The organism is Acidocella sp. (assembly GCF_036489515.1).
Taxonomy (GTDB): Bacteria; Pseudomonadota; Alphaproteobacteria; order Acetobacterales; family Acetobacteraceae; genus Acidocella.
Genome location: NZ_DASXFO010000039.1, coordinates 1 through 16,906 on the forward strand (window position 1 = coordinate 1; position 16,906 = coordinate 16,906).

The 16,906-nt window shown below is 62.5% G+C and carries 12 protein-coding genes; 8 read left to right on the plus strand and 4 right to left on the minus strand.

Going from position 1 to position 16,906, the window contains the following annotated elements:
* The first annotated feature begins 283 nt into the window (after nt 1-283).
* A complete protein-coding gene (locus VGG47_RS05620; RefSeq protein WP_331536293.1) occupies nt 284-1,666 on the plus strand; it encodes an MFS transporter in 1,383 nt (460 codons plus the stop codon).
* 122 nt (nt 1,667-1,788) lie between these two features.
* On the opposite strand, the gene mctP is transcribed toward VGG47_RS05620, so the two are convergent.
* The 4 genes from mctP to VGG47_RS05640 all read right to left on the minus strand — a co-directional run bounded on the left by mctP (nt 1,789) and on the right by VGG47_RS05640 (nt 6,002).
* A complete protein-coding gene (gene mctP, locus VGG47_RS05625; protein WP_331536295.1) occupies nt 1,789-3,309 on the minus strand; it encodes a monocarboxylate uptake permease MctP in 1,521 nt (506 codons plus the stop codon).
* The gene (locus tag VGG47_RS05630; protein ID WP_331536297.1) at nt 3,306-3,491 is read right to left on the minus strand and encodes a DUF3311 domain-containing protein; all 186 of its coding nucleotides are present in this window, start codon (nt 3,489-3,491) and stop codon (nt 3,306-3,308) included. The genes mctP and VGG47_RS05630 overlap by 4 nt, the downstream gene beginning before the upstream one ends.
* 303 nt (nt 3,492-3,794) lie before the next feature.
* Entirely contained in the window at nt 3,795-4,541 is a 747-nt protein-coding gene (locus VGG47_RS05635; RefSeq protein WP_331536299.1) for a helix-turn-helix domain-containing protein, read from the minus strand.
* Nucleotides 4,542-4,781: 240 nt separating this feature from the next.
* Nucleotides 4,782-6,002 (minus strand): EAL and HDOD domain-containing protein, encoded by a 1,221-nt coding sequence (locus VGG47_RS05640; RefSeq protein ID WP_331536301.1) that lies wholly within the window; start codon nt 6,000-6,002, stop codon nt 4,782-4,784.
* Nucleotides 6,003-6,446: 444 nt separating this feature from the next.
* Between VGG47_RS05640 and VGG47_RS05645 the strand changes: the two genes are divergently transcribed.
* From VGG47_RS05645 to VGG47_RS05675, 7 genes are all read left to right on the plus strand, one after another.
* On the plus strand, nt 6,447-8,879 hold the full coding sequence (locus tag VGG47_RS05645) for an ATP-binding protein (protein ID WP_331536303.1): 2,433 nt from the start codon (nt 6,447-6,449) through the stop codon (nt 8,877-8,879).
* Nucleotides 8,880-8,882: 3 nt separating this feature from the next.
* Nucleotides 8,883-9,878, plus strand: coding sequence for a GGDEF domain-containing response regulator (locus VGG47_RS05650; RefSeq protein ID WP_331536305.1), 996 nt, complete (start codon nt 8,883-8,885; stop codon nt 9,876-9,878).
* Nucleotides 9,879-10,064: 186 nt separating this feature from the next.
* A complete protein-coding gene (gene cydD / locus VGG47_RS05655; RefSeq protein ID WP_331536307.1) occupies nt 10,065-11,834 on the plus strand; it encodes a thiol reductant ABC exporter subunit CydD in 1,770 nt (589 codons plus the stop codon).
* Complete coding sequence (gene cydC, locus VGG47_RS05660; RefSeq protein WP_331536309.1) at nt 11,822-13,576, plus strand: thiol reductant ABC exporter subunit CydC; 1,755 nt, start codon at nt 11,822-11,824, stop codon at nt 13,574-13,576. The genes cydD and cydC overlap by 13 nt, the downstream gene beginning before the upstream one ends.
* Before the next feature lie 277 nt (nt 13,577-13,853).
* Nucleotides 13,854-15,476, plus strand: coding sequence for a cytochrome ubiquinol oxidase subunit I (locus VGG47_RS05665; protein WP_331536311.1), 1,623 nt, complete (start codon nt 13,854-13,856; stop codon nt 15,474-15,476).
* A gap of 26 nt (nt 15,477-15,502) precedes the next feature.
* Nucleotides 15,503-16,642, plus strand: a complete 1,140-nt coding sequence (gene cydB / locus VGG47_RS05670) for a cytochrome d ubiquinol oxidase subunit II (RefSeq protein WP_331536313.1) — start codon at nt 15,503-15,505, stop codon at nt 16,640-16,642.
* Between the two features lie 37 nt (nt 16,643-16,679).
* The gene (locus tag VGG47_RS05675; RefSeq protein ID WP_331536315.1) at nt 16,680-16,883 is read left to right on the plus strand and encodes a hypothetical protein; all 204 of its coding nucleotides are present in this window, start codon (nt 16,680-16,682) and stop codon (nt 16,881-16,883) included.
* Nucleotides 16,884-16,906: the final 23 nt, after the last annotated feature.

The following is a 16,906-nucleotide window of genomic DNA, read 5'->3' on the forward strand; positions in this document are numbered from 1 at the left end:
ATACCACTTCCATAAATGGATGGCCTACAATGCCATTTTCGAGAAGGTGCCGCAGCCGGAGGCAGGCTTCCTGACCGTGTCACAGGAGCCCGGTCTCGGCTTGAACCCGAAGGATGGGCTCATCGAGGAGTACGAGGTCAAGCGCTGAATCGCTGGGCCGGGTCGTGCACGTGGTTTCAGGCCGCGTGTTTGCCCCGCCCCGCCACCGCACTCGTCATCGTCCACGAAATTTTCGGGGCCAATATTAAAGTCGGCATAGATCGACAAATGGGAGAAGAAACAGATGCAGTCCGAGGAGCAAGCCCTCCTACTCAGCACTAACAGCTCTCTGTTAGCGCAGGACCACCAGACCCAGGAAGTTGCCGCGAAGCTGCCAAAAATTCGCTTCCTGATGCTCCTGTTGGTCGTCCTCGCGGTCGCGATCGCTTATATGGACCGCGTCAACATCGCCATCGCCGCCCCGTTCCTCAAGAAAAGTCTCGGCATAAGCAATGCTGAGATGGGACTCGTGTTCGGTGCCTTTTTCTGGTCCTACGCTGCCATGCAGATTCCCGCGGGGCGCATGATCGATCGTTTCGGCATTCGTATCAGTTGCGGCATGGCTGTGCTGTGGTGGTCGATATGGACGACGATGACCGGCCTGACGAATTCGGTGGCGTCCCTGTTCGTCAGCCGCCTGTTCCTCGGGGCAGGGGAGGCCGCATCGGCGCCATCATGCGTGAAGGTCATCTACTCATGGTTTCCGCGTGGCGAACGCGGTCTGGCCACCGGCATCTTTGACGGAGGGCAGCGCGTGGGCTCGGCCCTTGCATGGCCGATTGCCGCTGTCGGCGTCGGTCTCTGGGGCTGGCGCGGCCCGTTCTTCCTGACGGCTGTCATCGGCGTGATCTGGCTCATCGGATGGTGGGCATTGTATCGGGAACCCGAGTCCTGCCGCTTCATTACCGACGCGCAGCGGGAATCACTGCTGAGCGCACGCGGTTCGCCGACGGTATCGACCCGACACATAGAATGGCGGCGCATGCTCATGCACCGCAATGTGCTGACCCAGGCGTTGGGTCATTTCTGCTGGGATTCGGTGCAGTATTTCTTCCTGACATGGTTTCCCATCTATCTTGTACACGTGAGAGGTTTCACGCTCGCCGAGCTTGGAACATTGGGAGTGGTGCCGCCCCTGATGTCGATCCCCGGCAGCGTGTTCGGCGGTTGGGCGTCTGATTTCTTGGCCCGACGGCACATGAGTCTGACCAGCGCACGGAAATTATGTCTTGTCTTCGGCATGCTCTGCGCTTCGACGATCCTGCTTGCCGCACTCGCGCAGAATGTCGTTGTTTCAATGGCCTTTTTTTCACTGTCCTATGCGGGTCTCGGATTCACCGGATCCAACATGTGGGCCCTTCCCGCGGATGTCGCCCCGGCAAATCACTATGTCGCCACGATCAGTGGTGTCGTGAACTGCGCTGGCAATATGGCGGTTGTTATCGGCTCCGCTCTCGCGGGCGTTTTGCTGACGGCCTTCGGCGGGTCGTTCATTGCCCCGCTGGTCCTGGCTTCAACCTTCGCCATTGTGGGCGCTATCAATTATGGTTTGTTTTTGGGAAGGCTCGAGCCGCTTTGGGTCGTTGAGAACGGTCCACCGAGCGCAAAAGAAGGCTACTTTTTGTGAACAAAAAGTAGCAAAAAAACTTTATTAATTTGGGTCATGGGCGTTGTCACCGACAACGCCCATGACCCAGCATAACAAAAATTCTTGCGCCGCTTTTTTTAAAAAGCGGCCTCTTCCTTCACTTACACATAGTCAGCCGCCACGGTCTCGTCGCCTGCGCGATCAGAGGCCATGGCGTTCAGCGGCAGGCTCAGCACCGCCGCCACAAGCGCATTCACCAGCACCGTTGCCAGCGCGATGTAGCTCGGCAGAGTGACGCCAAACACATGGAACGCCCAGATCGCCCCGGCGAAATGGTTCAGCGCGACCAGCCATGTGGCGCTGACAATCCCCACGGCCCAACCGACCAGCAGCGCCCAGCCGTTGAAGAACCGCGTAAACACCGAAAATGCGATCGCCGGAAACGTCTGGATAATCCACATCCCGCCCAGCAATTGCAGCTGTACGGCGTAGGTGGAGGGGATCACCAGAATGAACACCACGGCGCCCACGACCATGACGATCGAGAACAGTTTCGCGATCTGTGCCTCGCCGCTCGGAGAGGCCGTGGTGGCGAACTGCGTCCAGATATCACGCGTGAAGATGTTCGCCGACGCGATCGCCATGATCGCCGCCGGCACCAGCGCGCCAATGGCGATCGCGCCGAACGCCACCCCGGCAAACCATCCGGGGAGCGAGTGCAGCACCAAGGCCGGCACCGCGAAACTCGCGCCATACCGCGCGAATCCCGCGGCGTATTGCGGCATGGTCTTCAGGCCCGCTGCCACTGCCATGTAGCCCACCAGCGCCAGCAGCCCCAGCATGATGGTATAGGCTGGCAGCAGCGCCGCATTGCGCTTGATCACCCGCGGCCCGGACGAGCTCAAAATCGCCGTCGTGGTATGCGGATAAAGGAACAATGCCATGGCCGAACCCAGCGCCAGCGTGGCATAGCCGGTATAGGCGCCGCCGCTTCCCGCTGGCGGCGCCGCCAGCAGCAGCTTCACCGGCGCAATCTTGGCGAAAATCGCACCGAACCCGCCCAGCTCGCTGGGGATCACGACAATCGCCACGATCACGGTGAGGTAGATCAGCAGGTCCTTCACGATCGAAATCATCGCCGGCGCCCGCAGGCCGGACGTGTAGGTAAACGCAGCCAGCACGGCAACGGCGAGCATCAGCGGCAAATGACCCGGAAGCCCCAGCGCGCCGATCACCGTCTGCATGCCGATCAGCTGCAACGCGATATAGGGCATGGTGGCGAAAATGCCGGTGACGCCAACCGCCAGCGCCAGCCAGCGATTGCCATAGCGCCCACGCACGAATTCCGGCCCGGTGATGTAGCCGTGCTTCTGCGCGACGCGCCAGAGTTTGGGGAACACCAGATACAGGATCGGATAGCACACCACAGTATACGGCACCGCGAAAAATCCGATCGCCCCGGCACCGAACATCAGGGCCGGAATCGCGATGAAGGTATAAGCGGTATAGGCGTCGCCGCCGATCAGGAACCACGAGACCCAGGTGCCAAAACGCCGGCCACCCAGGCCCCATTCCTCGATATGCGACAGATTTCCGGCGTTCCAGCGTCCGGCGGTAAAGCCCAGAATCACCACGAGCGCGATCAGCGCCAGGAACACGATGGTCGCGACAGGATAGGTCATTTGTCACCCCCCGTGCGCTCTTCAACCCGGTAGACGATGAAGATCAGCACCGAGGCGATCGGTATGATCGCGATCTGATACCAATAGAAAAACGGAAACCCGAATAATGTCGGTGCCGTGCGGTTGAAGATCGGTACCCATAGGGCCAGCACAAACACTGGCAGTAAAAGCAGTTTTATCATTTTTGGCCTCCCGCGGAACTTTGGTAAAATACCCCTTTTTGCTTAGACTGGATATCCCCATCAGAACAATCGGGTAAGGCCGGATTTTTGGATATAGGACAGCGGCCGCTTTTTAAAAAAAGCGGCGCAAAAATTTTTATTATGCTGGGTCATGGGCGTTGTCGCCGACACGCCCATGACCCAGCATAACAAAGTTTTTTTGCTACTTTTTGTTCACAAAAAGTAGTCTTCCCTTACGCTCCCCTGAGCAAACGAATCGCTCAAGCTAAAGCATGTTAATATAACTAATCAGGCCTTATCGCTCTACTCGGCCGCGAAAACCTGGCTGCCGCGCCACGCCTCTTCTCCCCATGATGGCGCTGCGGTACCGCGCTGACGCGTTTCCCGCCGCCATACGGCCGGGGTCTTGCCGACCATCTGGGTGAAGGAGCGGGTGAAATGGCTTTGATCGCAGAAGCCGCAATCGAGGGCGACGGTGGAGAGCGGCACCGCGGAATCGGCGAGCTGCTCCTGCGCCCGCGCGATGCGGAAGGAGATCAGCCATTGCCGCGGCGACAAGCCGGTCGTGCCGCGAAAGCCCTTGGCGAAGTTGTTGGCCGACATGCCGCAGGCCGTGGCCAAGGCGTGCAAGGTCGGCGGGCAGGTCAGGTCCTGCGTCATCAGCTTCTTCGCGGCGGTTTCCTGCCACGGGGCGAGGCGGTGCGACGGTGCGTCGTTCTGGTCGCCGGGGCGATCGAGACGGGCGGTCACCGCGGCGAGAAGATTGTCGAGGAAGCTCGCCAATCCGGCATCGCCAGCGCCGGCCGAGCGGCAGAGCGTGATCAGCTTGGCGGCGATCAGCGCGGCCGTGGCCTGTCCTTCGTCGTCGATGCGGCCGGGCAGGGGGGCAGGCGCTTCCGGCCGGCCGGGATACGCGTGGACATCACCCATGGCCGAAGAAAACGGGGGAGGGGAGCTTGCTTGCCTGGTGGCGACCGTTTCGTGGTCCGGCTCAGTCTCGAGACGGGGGGAGGGAACGTACCAGGGAGAGGCTGTGAAACCGTGTGCCATGCAATCCTGCCGAAAGGAAGGTCCGAGAGCGCGCCGTGACGCGCCAATCAACTCTCCACAACCCTAAGCGTGGCTGAAGTGTTTGGCATGTAAAACGTTGTGAAAAACGGGGAAGAGCCGGGTATTTCAGAGAGAAGCAAGAGGCCGCTTTTTAAAAAAAGCGGCGCAAAAACTTTTTTACGCTGGGCCGGCGGCGTTGAAACCAGCACGGCTCCAGCGGAGCCATGCGCCACGCTTATGTCACATGGTATTCGCCCATTGCAGCGCTTCCACCTGGAGGCGGTTGAACTCATCGGCGTTCAGCCCTGGAAAATGCGGCAACAACGCCAGGGTGGCCGCGCCGTCGGCGCTCTCGCTCGCCATGACCAGCTGCAAAAGAGTGCCGAGTTGGCCGCTGCGGTGCATGATGGCGTTTTGGAGGCTCTCTTCCAGATTGATCAGGGCGAGCAGGTCCGGCATGGGCTGCTGAAACACCGCATCAACCAGGCTGAGCATGCCGACCATGAAGGCGCGGTCGCGCAGCTTTGTCCAGCCGAGCGCATCGGCCAGTCCTTCCATCAAGCGGCCTCGGACGATGGCGGTTTGCAGCAACGGATCGGACGTCACGGCGGCGCCGCTTTGCTGGGCAAACAACATGATCTGCACCAGACGGCTCAGTCGCACCCGGCCGAGCATGAAAATGGCCTCGCGCAGGGTGGAGATTTTTTTCGCCATGCCGAAAGCCGCCGCGTTGACCATTTTGAGCAGATTCAGTGTCAGGCTCGGCGCTTGCTTCAGGGCATGCTCAAGCACTTCGTTCTCGACGTCGGCGACGATCAGGCCGAGCAATTTGAGCAGCGCCAAAGCCGAAGGCGGCACCGCCCGCCCGGTCAGGATAACCGGCTTGGCGAAGAAATAGCCCTGGAACAGGTCGAAGCCGAGGTCCCGGCAGAAATCGTACTGCTCCAGCGTTTCGACTTTTTCCGCCAGCAGGGTAAGGCCATAGGGGCGCAGATCGCGCACCAGATCGACGACCTGTTCCCGGCTCAGCGTCACCATGTCGAGCTTGGCCAGTTTGACCAGCGGTAACGCTGCCAGGGTTTCGGGCGTGAGCTCCACGAGATCGTCGAGCGCCAGCGTGTAGCCCGCCTCCTGCAGCTCTTGGCACCGCGCCAGTACGTCCGGCGTCAACGGCACGGTTTCCAGGATTTCCAGAACGACCCGCTCCCGTGGCAGCACTTCGATGAGCTCGCTCATCAGCAGCGAGGCGGGGAGATTGATGAAGCCTTGCTTGTCGCCCAGGGCCGCGGGCATGCCGAGATCCAGGAAGGTGCGTTGAATGACGGTCGCGCTGGCGGCGACGTCGTCGAGCACTGTGGCCGCATTGGCCGTGCTGCTGCGGAACAGCAATTCGTAGGCGGTCAGTTCGCGATCGCGCCCGACGATGGGCTGTCGCCCGAGAAAAAATTGAGAGTCGCTCATAGGTCGTTTCGATGGGTTGTTGAGAGAGCGCGTGTTACCGGAACATCGCTGAATGACGGCGCCGCGGATGCGGGCAAGTCCACCGATTTCAAAGGGAAAAGCTTTGATGTTCTGAGACCGGCTGGTCTGCGCTGTTGCAATGGTTTCGGTCTCATGATGGCGGCCTGGATCCAAGGTTCCCCGTACCTTTAACACACACTGCCGTGTCGGGAAGACCGCCGGGATCGGGACAGTTCAAGACCGGCTTCCACGTCGGTACGCGCGCCGGCGGCAGGGGGCCGCCCCCGGCCGCTTGCGACCCCGAAAATGATCCGGCATTGCCCCAGGATTCCTTGCTATAGCTGTTCCACTTGAAGTAGTGTGACACATGTCAAGGAGGCGGCGGAATAAATCGGTCATAAAATATTTGAAAATTTAGAGTATTTTGCTGAACCCGAGAGGCGTTTGGGAACGGACCGTATCGAAGTGTTGCATCCAGATTCGTCCATATCCATAGGCGGCTTCAAGATCACGGCGCCGCCCCTTTGGCTTGCGGTCGTGCTGCCGCTGGTCGTTTTTACGACCTCCTCGCTGTCCTTGACCATCTTCGGCGCCATTACCCCGATTTGGATCTCGAATGCGTTCACCGTAACGGCCTTGTTGCGCAACAAACGCTCCACCTGGCCGGTTCTGCTGCTGCTTGCCGAGGCCGCTGACTATGCGTCGAATATTGTCGCCGGCACACCAATCACCGGGTTTGGTTATATCGCCTGTGACGTCGTTGAAATCCTGCTCATTGTGGTTCTGCTGCGTGCCACCGGTGGGGGGGCGCCGGTCGACGGCATGCGGCCGCTGGCAAGGCTGGCGCTCGTGTGCCTCGCTGTGCCGAGCTTGAGTGCCGCGGGGGGAGCGGGTCTGACCGCTCTCGTCTATGGCGGGCCTTTTCTCCCGGCGTGGAAGACCTGGTATCTCTCCGCCGCGAGCGGCCAATTGACCGTCACGCCCCTGCTGCTGAGTTGGACCGAGCCCACGTTACGGAAAGCGCGTTTTGGCCACCAGGCGGCGCAGACGCTGTTGCTCGCCGGGCTGGTGGCCATTATCGGATGGATCGTTTTTAGCAGCGATGTCCTGGGGGTGTACGTGATCTTCCCCTTTCTGCTGTTCGCGGCATTCAGTGGCCGGCTGCTCGGGGCCACCACGGCCACGGCCGCCCTGACGGCGGTCGCGATCTGGAGCACCGCGATGGGGCACGGACCGATCATGGCGCGTGCGGGGACTGACGAGGTCCTGAAAGTGCAACTCCTGCAACTTTTCTTCGCGTCGGTCCTGCTCTCAGCCTTGCCGGTTGCCGCGTTTCTGGAGCAACGCGAGAAACTTATGGCGCAGTTGCGGGAGACCACCAAAATCGCGCAGGCCGCGGCACGGGCCAAAGCGGAGTTCGTGGCGGTCATGAGCCACGAGATTCGCACCCCCATGACCGGGGTCCTCGGCATGGCGGAGTTGCTCCTGAACGCCGATCTTCCTGCCAAAGAGCGCGAATATGCCACGGGCATTCAACGGTCAGGCCGGCACCTGCTCGCGCTGATCAATGACATTCTCGATTTTTCCCGGGGTGAGGCCAAAAAGCTGAATCTTGAAACCATCGATTTCGACTTGCGCGAAGTTCTGGAGCAGGTCCGCTCGCTCCTGATGCCCCAGGCGGCCGAACGCGGGTTGGAACTGCGTTTTGAACGCGACGGCCAGTTGCCCCACGTGCTCCGGGGGGATCCGACCCGGCTCAAGCAGGTGCTCGTCAATCTGGTCGGCAACGGAGTCAAGTTCACGTCACGGGGCAGTGTCACGGTGGCGCTCTCTCATCGCGTGGCTGATGGGCGGAATCATTTCCGCTTCGAGGTGCGCGATACAGGGATCGGCATCCCTGAGGACAAGCAGGGGATCTTGTTCAACGCTTTCAGTCAGATGGACGCCTCGACGACCCGTGAATATGGCGGCAGCGGGCTCGGCCTGGCGATCTCCAAGAAACTGGTCGAGGCGATGGGCGGAGAGATCGGCATCGACAGCCGGCCGGGCGTGGGCAGCCTGTTCTGGTTCGAGGTTCCTCTGGCGCTGGGCAGCATCACGGCCCCTCCGGCGACGGACCGGCGCGTGCTTGTCGCCAGCCCGCCGCGGCGGGTGCTGCTGGTGGAGGATGTGGAACTGAATCGGGTGCTGATCGCCGAAATGCTGCGCTCGTATGGTCACGAGGTTGCGGCCGCCGAGAACGGCCAGGAGGCTGTCACGGCCGTCGCGCGAGAACCGTTCGACCTGGTGCTGATGGACGTGCAGATGCCGGTGATGGACGGGGTGGAGGCGACCCGCCAGATCAGGCGGCTGTCGCCGCCGGCCAGAGCCGTGCCGATCCTGGCCTTGAGCGCCAATGTCATGCCGGAGGATCGCGCCCGCTATCTGGCGGCGGGCATGAACGGCGCGCTCACCAAGCCGATCGACTGGCCGCAATTGTTCGACGCCCTGGCAAAGTACGGCATTCCACCCACGCCGGCCTTCTCTGGCGACCCCCCGCTCGACGATGCCGTCTTTGAGCGCTTCCAGCTTGTTCAGGGGAGCGGCGACCTTTCTGCAAAACTGGCCGAGATTTTTATGCGTGATACCGCAAGGCGTCTGGAAGAGTTGCGGGATGCGGTGGGGCGTGCGGATGCGCCTGCCGTCGCCCAGATCGCCCACGCGATCAAAGGGAGCGCCGCCAATCTCGGGGCGCAAACCATGGTCCAGATCTGCACCGCCATCGAGGCCAATGCCGCAGCTTCTGATCTTGGCGCAGGCGCGGCGCGCGTCGACGCGTTGCAATGCGAGTTCACACGCGCCCGCGAGGCTCTCGCGGCGAAACTGACGACGGCGTAAGCGATGCGTATCCTTATCGCCGAGGACGACACCGCATCACGCATGATCGTCGAAGCTATGCTCGAACAACTCGGGCATGAAGTGGTGTCCACGACCAATGGGCAAGAGGCCTGGGAAGTCTTTCAGAAGACCGACATGGATGTCGTCATCAGCGATTGTTCGATGCCCATGATGGACGGGCTTGAGCTCTGCCGGCGCGTCCGTTCCAGACCGAACGACGACAAATACACTTACTTTATCTTTGTGACGTCATTCGGCGACAAGCACCTTATTCTGGACGCGAATGACGCTGGCGCCGATGACTATCTCGTCAAGCCGCTGAATACGGACCAGTTGGCGGCCCGGCTGGTCGTCGCCGAACGCATCAGCCATTTGCACGAACGGCTGGCGGCGCAGCGATCCCAGCTTGAGCTTCTGAATCTACGGCTCTTCGACCAGGCGCGTACCGATCCGCTGACGCGACTGCATAACCGCCTCAAACTGCGCGAGGACCTCGACGAGCTCGCGGCGCGCGCCACCGGCCATTTCGGACCGTATTGTGCGCTCATGTTCGATGTCGATCACTTCAAGGCATATAACGACACTTACGGTCACTTCGCCGGCGATAAGGTTTTAACGAATGTGGCGCGTGTTTTGTTGCGGAATTGTCGGCAGGCAGATCACGGATATCGTTTCGGAGGGGAAGAGTTTTTGCTGATCCTGGAGGGGACGTCGCTCCAGGAGGCCTGCCTGGTCGCCGAACTCTGTCGGAATGCCATTCAGGCCTTGAGAATTCCGCATGACGCGGGAGTCGGGAAAATGGTGACGATCAGCGCGGGGGTCGCGCAGTGGCGGCAGGGGACGGAAACCGTGAACACGTGGCTCCGCGAAGCGGACAGCGCCCTGTACCGCGCGAAGAGCCTGGGGCGAAACCAGGTTTACCCGGAGGTGGCCGAAGAAATCGCGCCGTGCTCACCAGAAAACCGTGAGGGGCAGCCGGCTGTCGGGTATACCGATTAATTGTCGCCAGGGAAGGGAAGGCTACTTTTTGTGAACAAAAAGTAGCAAAAAAACTTTGTTAATCTGGGTCATGGGCGGTGTCGGCGACAACGCCCATGACCCAGCATCGCCAAAAGTTTTTGCGCCGCTTTTTTCGAAAAGCGGCTTCTTTCTTCTATCTAAGAAGGCGGAAGCCAAGGGGCCAGTGTGGGGCTAAGCACGCATGAGACGCGGCGAGGACTCGACCGGCGGCTGACCCAAGCCGGGCGCGCGGGACGAGGCGGCCTCAGCTTTGCGATCGGCCTCGGCGCGGCCGCCGGACTTCTGGTCATTGCGCAGGCGCTGCTGCTCGCCCGTTTCGTTGACGGCATGGTCTTCCACCATGCGTCGTTCGGTACGGAACGGCCTTATTTCTATGGCTTGCTTGGGCTGTTCGTGGCGCGGGCGGCGCTCTCTTATGCGGCCGAGCGCGCGGCGCATCATGCTGCGGCAGGGGTGAAGACGGGGCTTAGGAAACAGCTGGTCGACCACCTTTTTGCGCTGGGGCCGGTCTTCACGGCGGGGGAGCAGAGCGCCGATCTGGCGGCGACCGCGATCGACGGCGTCGAGACGCTGGACCCCTATTTCGCGCGCTACCTCCCGCAAAAAATACTCGTGGCGCTGGTGCCGCTGGCGATCCTCGTCGCGGTGGCGCCGCTCGACTGGATCAGCGCGCTCATCCTCATTGTCACCGGGCCGATCATTCCGGTTTTCATGGTGTTCGTGGGGTACCGGGCGGAGGCGATCAACCAGCGCCAATGGCGCCAGTTGCTGACCATGAGCGCGCATATCCTGGACGCGATCCAGGGCATCACCACGCTGAAGCTGTTCGGCCGGGCCCGCGCCGAGATCGCGCTGATCGCGCGCCTCTCCGACGATTACCGTCGCGCCACCATGGCCGGTTTACGCGTCGCCTTCCTCACTTCCGCCGCGCTCGAATTTTTTGCCTCGCTGGCGATCGCCCTCGTCGCTGTGCTGTTCGGCGTCCGGCTGCTGCATGGCATGATCAGCTTCTTTCCCGCGTTCCTGGTTTTGCTGCTGGTGCCGGAATTCTTCATGCCGCTGCGCGGGCTGGCGGTGCACTATCACGCCCGCATGAGCGCGCTTGCCGCGGCGGAGCGGATTTTTGATCTGCTCGATACGCCTTTGCCCAAGCCTGCCGGAACCCTGCAGCCGCCTATGGGCGCCGTGGGCATCGCGTGCCGCGGCCTGGAGGTTTGCTATGGCGCCGACCGTCTGGCGCTGCGCGGGATCGACTGCGATTTTCCGGCAGAAAAGATGAGCGCGATCGTCGGGCGCTCGGGTGCTGGAAAATCGACGCTGCTTGGCACGGTGCTGGGCTTTGTGTCCCCCTCCGCTGGCGGGGTCTTCGTAGAAGGCGCGCCGCTCGCAAACATCGCACCCGAGGCGTGGTGGCGCCAGCTCGCTTACGTGCCGCAGGCACCGCGGGTTTTTGCAGGGTCGATCGCCAGCAATCTGCGCCTCGCTTGGCCGGAGGCGGATGACGCGGCGCTGCGGATGGCGCTTGAGCGTGCGCATCTGCTTGCAGATGTTCTGGCTTTGCCTGATGGGCTCGGCACGCGGATCGGCGAGGCCGGCGCCGGTCTCTCGGGCGGACAGGTGCAGCGCCTGGCGCTGGCGCGCGCCTTCCTTAAGGACGCGCCGATCCTGATCCTTGACGAGGCGACGGCGCATCTCGATCTGGAGACGGAAGCGCTGATCGCAGCTTCGATCGCCGAGCTGGCGGAGGGACGGACCACGATCCTGATCGCGCATCGGCTCGGCACGGTGCGCCGGGCGGATCAGATCCTGGTCATGGAAGAAGGGCGCATCGCCGAGGTGGGGACGCATGAGGCGTTGGTCGCTGCCGGTGGGGCCTATGCCAGCCTGCTCGCCGCCTCCGGCATCGCCGCGCGGGAGGTTCCATGCGCGACCTGATCCGCCTCATGCGGCTGTATAATCCCGATCGCCTCTGGATCGCGGGCGGCCTGGCGCTCGGGCTGATCACTGTCCTCGCGAATTTCGGGCTGCTCGCACTGTCCGGCTGGTTCCTCGCGAGTGCAGGCGCCGTCGGCCTCGCCGGCTATGCGGCGCAGAACGCGTTCAACCTCCTCACACCTGCGGCCGGCGTGCGGTTCTTCGCCACCGTGCGCGTGGTCTGCCGTTATGCCGGCCGGCTGGTCGATCATGAGGCGACGTTCCGGCAGCTCGCCGGACTGCGCACCTATCTCTATGCGCGGCTCGAGCCGTTGGCGCCGGCGGCGCTCGATCTGGAGCGGAGCGGCGACCTGCTCTCCCGCCTCGTCGCCGATATCGACCGGCTGGGCGATGTGTATCTTCGCGTGGTCGCACCTTTCGCGGTGTTCGCGCTCGCGACCCTGGTGATGGCCGGGGTGTTCGCGCTCTTCGCGCCGCTGGCCGGGGGTGCACTGCTGCTCGGGCTGGTGCTGGCCGGGATCATGGTGCCGGCTTTCAGCCTCGTCTTGGGCGCCCGGCCGAGCCGGGAGGTGGTGGCGATCCAGAACAGCCTGCGCGCCGACCTCGTCGATGCGACGCAAGGCATGGCGGATTTGTTGTCCTGCAACTCAGGCCCGGCTATGGCGGCGCGGCTGGCCGCTTCCGGCGAGCTTCTGGTCGCAGGCCAGGCGCGGCTGGCCGTGCTCTCCGGCCTGGGATCGGCCGCGGGGCAATTGATCGCGAACCTGACGCTCGCTGCGATGCTGGTGATCGGCAGGTCGCTGGTGGCGCGGCACCGTCTGCCCGGCCCGGATCTGCCGCTGCTGGCGCTGGGCGCGCTGGCGGCGTTCGAGGCGACCGCGCCCTTGGCCCAGGCCTTCCAGCTGCTGGGCGGGATGCGCGAGGCGGCGCGACGGCTGTTCGAGATCGTAGATCGCCCGCTGCCGGTGCGGGAGCCGGAAGCCAGCCCGGCGCGCCCGGCGCGTCTCGACATCACGCTCACGCGCCTGCGGATGCGCTACCGGCCCGATGGCCCCTGGGCACTCGACGGGCTCGATCTCACGATCACCGAAGGCGAGCATGTCTGGCTGCTCGGCGCGAGCGGCGCCGGCAAAACGTCCCTCGTAAACTTGCTCCTCCGCCTCGCGGACTATCAGGAAGGCGCGGCACGGCTCGGCGGGATCGAGCTCGCAGACATTCGCGGCGATGACGTGCGCAGCCTGTTCACCGTGGTTTCGCAGCGCGCCCACCTCTTCGCCGGCACGCTGCGCGACAACCTGCTGATCGCCAAGCCGGAGGCGGATGACGCAATGCTCTGGGCGGCGCTGGAGATGGCGCAGCTCGACGGCTTCGTCCGTGCTCTGCCGGAAGGGCTGGAAACCCTCATCGGCGAAGCCGGCGCGCGGCTTTCGGGCGGCGAGGGGCGCCGGCTCGTCCTCGCCCGGGCAGCACTCCGTGACACGCCGTTCCTGATCCTCGACGAACCGACCGAGGGACTCGACCCGCTCACCGCCGCAGGCTTCCGCGCCGCCCTCGCCAGACTCGCCGCCGCGCGCACGGTCATCGCCATCACCCACCGGCTCGACGGCATCAAAACGAACGACCGCGTCGTCGTGCTGTCGCGCGGACGTGCGGTGGAAGACGGATCGTTCGGCACGCTGCGCCAGACGGGCCGGATCGTGCCGCGCCTCGTGGCGATTTCGGAAGCATCGGCGCGGTTTTAAGGCGAAGGAAAGACTACTTTTTGTGAACAAAAAGTAGCAAAAAAACTTTATTAATTTGGGCCGTGGGCGTTGTCGCTGACGCAGCCCATGGCCCAGCATAAAAGAAGTTTTTGCGCCGCTTTTTTAAAAAGCGGCCGCTTTCTTCTCTCTCGCGCTTTGATCTGCATCAAGGTTGCGGCGTTTTTTGTGCTCTAGAGATGGCTCTGAGCCATCGCTGGCCCCGGCGCCCGCGCTGTGGCCACGTGCTTGTACGTACAACAGCGCCAGGAAGTACGCGATGATAAGTTCGACCGTCGTCAATCTCTCACGACTGCAATTCGCACTGACCGCGCTCTATCATTTCCAGTTCGTGCCGTTGACGCTTGGGCTGAGCCTGCTGCTCGCCGCGATGGAGACGGTCTACGTCATTTCCGGCAAGCAGATTTACAAGGACATGACGCTCTTCTGGGGCAAGCTGTTCGGCATCAACTTCGCCATCGGCGTCGCCACCGGCCTGACGATGGAGTTCGAGTTCGGGACCAACTGGTCAATGTATTCGCACTTCATGGGCGACGTGTTCGGCACGCCGCTGGCGGTCGAGGGGCTGATGGCGTTCTTCATGGAGAGCACTTTCGTCGGTCTCATGTTCTTCGGCTGGGACCGACTGAGCAAGCCCGCGCATCTCGCGATCACTTATCTCGTGGCGCTCGGCTCGAACCTCTCGGCGCTGTGGATCCTGGTTGGCAACGGCTTCATGCAGGACCCGGTCGGCGCCAAGTTCAATCCCGACACAATGCGCGTGGAGTTCACCGACTTCGGTGCGCTGATCTTCAGCGATGACGCGCAGGCGAAGTTCGTGCATACCTCCATCGCCGGCTTCGTGACCGCTTCCATGTTTGTGATGGGCATCAGCGCGTTTTATTTTCTTAACAAGCGCCACCGCGAGTTCGCGGCGCGTTCGTTTCGCATGGCCGCTTTGTTTGGCGTGATCTCCTCGCTCGCGGTCATAACGCTCGGTGATGCGCTCGGCCGTCTCGACTATCTCGTGCAGCCGACCAAACTCGCCGCGATGGAGGATAACTGGCGGACCACCAAGCCGCCGGCGGAGCCCTGGAAGATCATTGCCCTGCCGGACCAGAACGGACGGAAGGATATCTTTTCGATCGGCGTTCCCTACGTGCTGACGCCGCTGGTGACGCACTCGTTCGAGACGCCGATCCCCGGCATCGACGAACTCGAGGACCAGGCCAAAGTGAAAGCCGTGAACGGCATGAAGGCCGTGATCGCGCTGCAGGATTATGCCGCCACCAAGAGCCCGGTCGCGCTCGCGACCTTCCGGCAATATGAAAGCGACATGGGTTATGGCTTCCTCGCCCAGCGCTACGCGCCGGACCAGGATCTGACCAAGATCACACCGCAGCTTCTGCCGTCGGTGCTGGATCAGACCGCGCGCGCCTCGATCCCCAACGTGTTCGTTGAGTTCTGGGCATTCCGCCTGATGGTGGGGCTGGGCATGCTGTTCGTCGCGGTGTTCGCGCTCGGCGCCTATTACAGTCTGAGGAACGAACTGGAGAAAAACCGCTGGGTGCTGAAGGCCGCCATGTGGTCGATCCCGCTGCCGATCATCGCCTGCGAATATGGGTGGATCACCGCCGAGAACGGGCGCCAGCCGTGGAGCGTGTTCGACTTGCTGCCGACCTTCATGTCCGCCTCGTCGCACACGGCAGGCTACATGGTGTTCTCGCTGATCGGCTTCGCGCTGCTCTACAGCCTGCTCATCGCGGCCGAACTCTATCTGATGTTCAAGTACGCGCGCCTCGGCCCCACGACGCATGAAGGGGCGCATCCGACGAGTGAACCCTCGCCGACACCGCGCCATGTTGTCGGCGAACCCGGCTACGCCGCCAAGTCATGGAAGTGAGCTGAGCTCCGCTAAGGAATCCGATCATGGAACTCTATGTTGTCTTGAAACTGGTCTGGGCTCTGGTGCTCGGCATCGTGCTCATCAATATCGGCGTGATGGTGGGCATGGATATGGGCGTCGGCACCTTGCTGCGCTTCGTGGGCAAGACCGACGCCGAGCGGCGCACGGCACTGAACATCGTCGGCCCGCACTGGGACGGGAATCAGGTGTGGTTCGTCCTCGGCGGCGGCGCGATTTTCGCCGCCTTCCCGACTCTGTACGCGACGTCGTTCTCGACCTTTTACGTCGTGATGATCCTGCTGCTGTTCAGCATGATCCTGCGGCCGGTGGCGTTCGAATACCGCTCCAAGGTCGATACCACGCATTGGCGGGCAACCTGGGACTGGGCCTTCCTGGTCTCCGGTGCGCTGCCGATGATCGTCTATGGCGCGGCCATGGGCAACGTGCTGCAGGGGGTCGGATTCCATTTCGACTGGGACGGGCAGTATCACCAGGATGAATCCTTCATCTGGTATTTGCTCAACCCCTTCGCGATCCTGTGCGGCCTGCTTTCGCTGGCGATGTCCATCTTCCAGGGCGGGGCGATGCTGATGATCCGCGGCGAGGAGCCGATCTATGGGCGGGCCAGGCGCATCGCCACGGTCTCGGGCCTGATTGCAGCCGTTCTCTTCATCATCGGCGGTGTCTGGGTGCAGGCGATCAAGGGCTTCGTCTATACCGCGCCCGTGAACCCCGCGATGGAAGCCACTCCGCTCGGCGGCCCGGCGGTGGTGATGCAAAGCGGCGCCTGGATGAGCAATTTTCACGCAATGCCGGCGCTCTGGCTGCTGCCGGTGCTGGGCGTCGCCGGCATGGTGCTCGGCGCGCTGGGCTTACGCGCGGGCAAGCCGATCCTCGGCTGGTGGCTGGGCGCGATCGCCTGGATTGGCACGATCGGCACCACCGGTGCGGCCATGTTCCCCTTCCTGATGCCCTCCAGCACCACGCCGAGCCAGGGCCTTACGATCTGGAACGCGTCCAGCAGCCAATACACGCTCGCCTGGATGCTGGTTTTTGCGCTGATCTTCGTGCCCGCCATCATTTGCTACACCTCCTGGGCGTACCGGGTGATGTCGGGGAAGGTGAAGGTCGAGAGCGTCGGCAATAACGATCACTCCTATTGAACGGTGTTATGCAAACTGTTTTCGAGGAACGATTGATATGATCCAGACGATCAAGATCCTGGCTTTGGCCGTGGTCCTCATCTTCTCCATCCTGCTCGCGGTGGTCACCGGCGACTATGCCCCGTGGTATTTCGCCTGGCTGGTCGGCACGACGATGATCATTCTGATCGCCGTCGCGGGCGCGGTGCTGTTCGAAACCCAGGAAGCCGCGCGGACCCAGCGCGGCGATCTCCAGTCCTGATCAGGAGCGCAGGCAATGGAAGA

What these genes read in the sequence shown, in the direction of transcription:
- VGG47_RS05620 (WP_331536293.1), top strand. Translation starts at nt 284, where the DNA reads ATGCAGTCCGAGGAGCAAGCCCTCCTACTCAGCACTAACAGCTCTCTG.
- mctP (WP_331536295.1), bottom strand. Translation starts at nt 3,309, where the DNA reads ATGACCTATCCTGTCGCGACCATCGTGTTCCTGGCGCTGATCGCGCTC.
- VGG47_RS05630 (WP_331536297.1), bottom strand. Translation starts at nt 3,491, where the DNA reads ATGATAAAACTGCTTTTACTGCCAGTGTTTGTGCTGGCCCTATGGGTA.
- VGG47_RS05635 (WP_331536299.1), bottom strand. Translation starts at nt 4,541, where the DNA reads ATGGCACACGGTTTCACAGCCTCTCCCTGGTACGTTCCCTCCCCCCGT.
- VGG47_RS05640 (WP_331536301.1), bottom strand. Translation starts at nt 6,002, where the DNA reads ATGAGCGACTCTCAATTTTTTCTCGGGCGACAGCCCATCGTCGGGCGC.
- VGG47_RS05650 (WP_331536305.1), top strand. Translation starts at nt 8,883, where the DNA reads ATGCGTATCCTTATCGCCGAGGACGACACCGCATCACGCATGATCGTC.
- cydC (WP_331536309.1), top strand. Translation starts at nt 11,822, where the DNA reads ATGCGCGACCTGATCCGCCTCATGCGGCTGTATAATCCCGATCGCCTC.
- VGG47_RS05665 (WP_331536311.1), top strand. Translation starts at nt 13,854, where the DNA reads ATGATAAGTTCGACCGTCGTCAATCTCTCACGACTGCAATTCGCACTG.
- cydB (WP_331536313.1), top strand. Translation starts at nt 15,503, where the DNA reads ATGGAACTCTATGTTGTCTTGAAACTGGTCTGGGCTCTGGTGCTCGGC.
- VGG47_RS05675 (WP_331536315.1), top strand. Translation starts at nt 16,680, where the DNA reads ATGATCCAGACGATCAAGATCCTGGCTTTGGCCGTGGTCCTCATCTTC.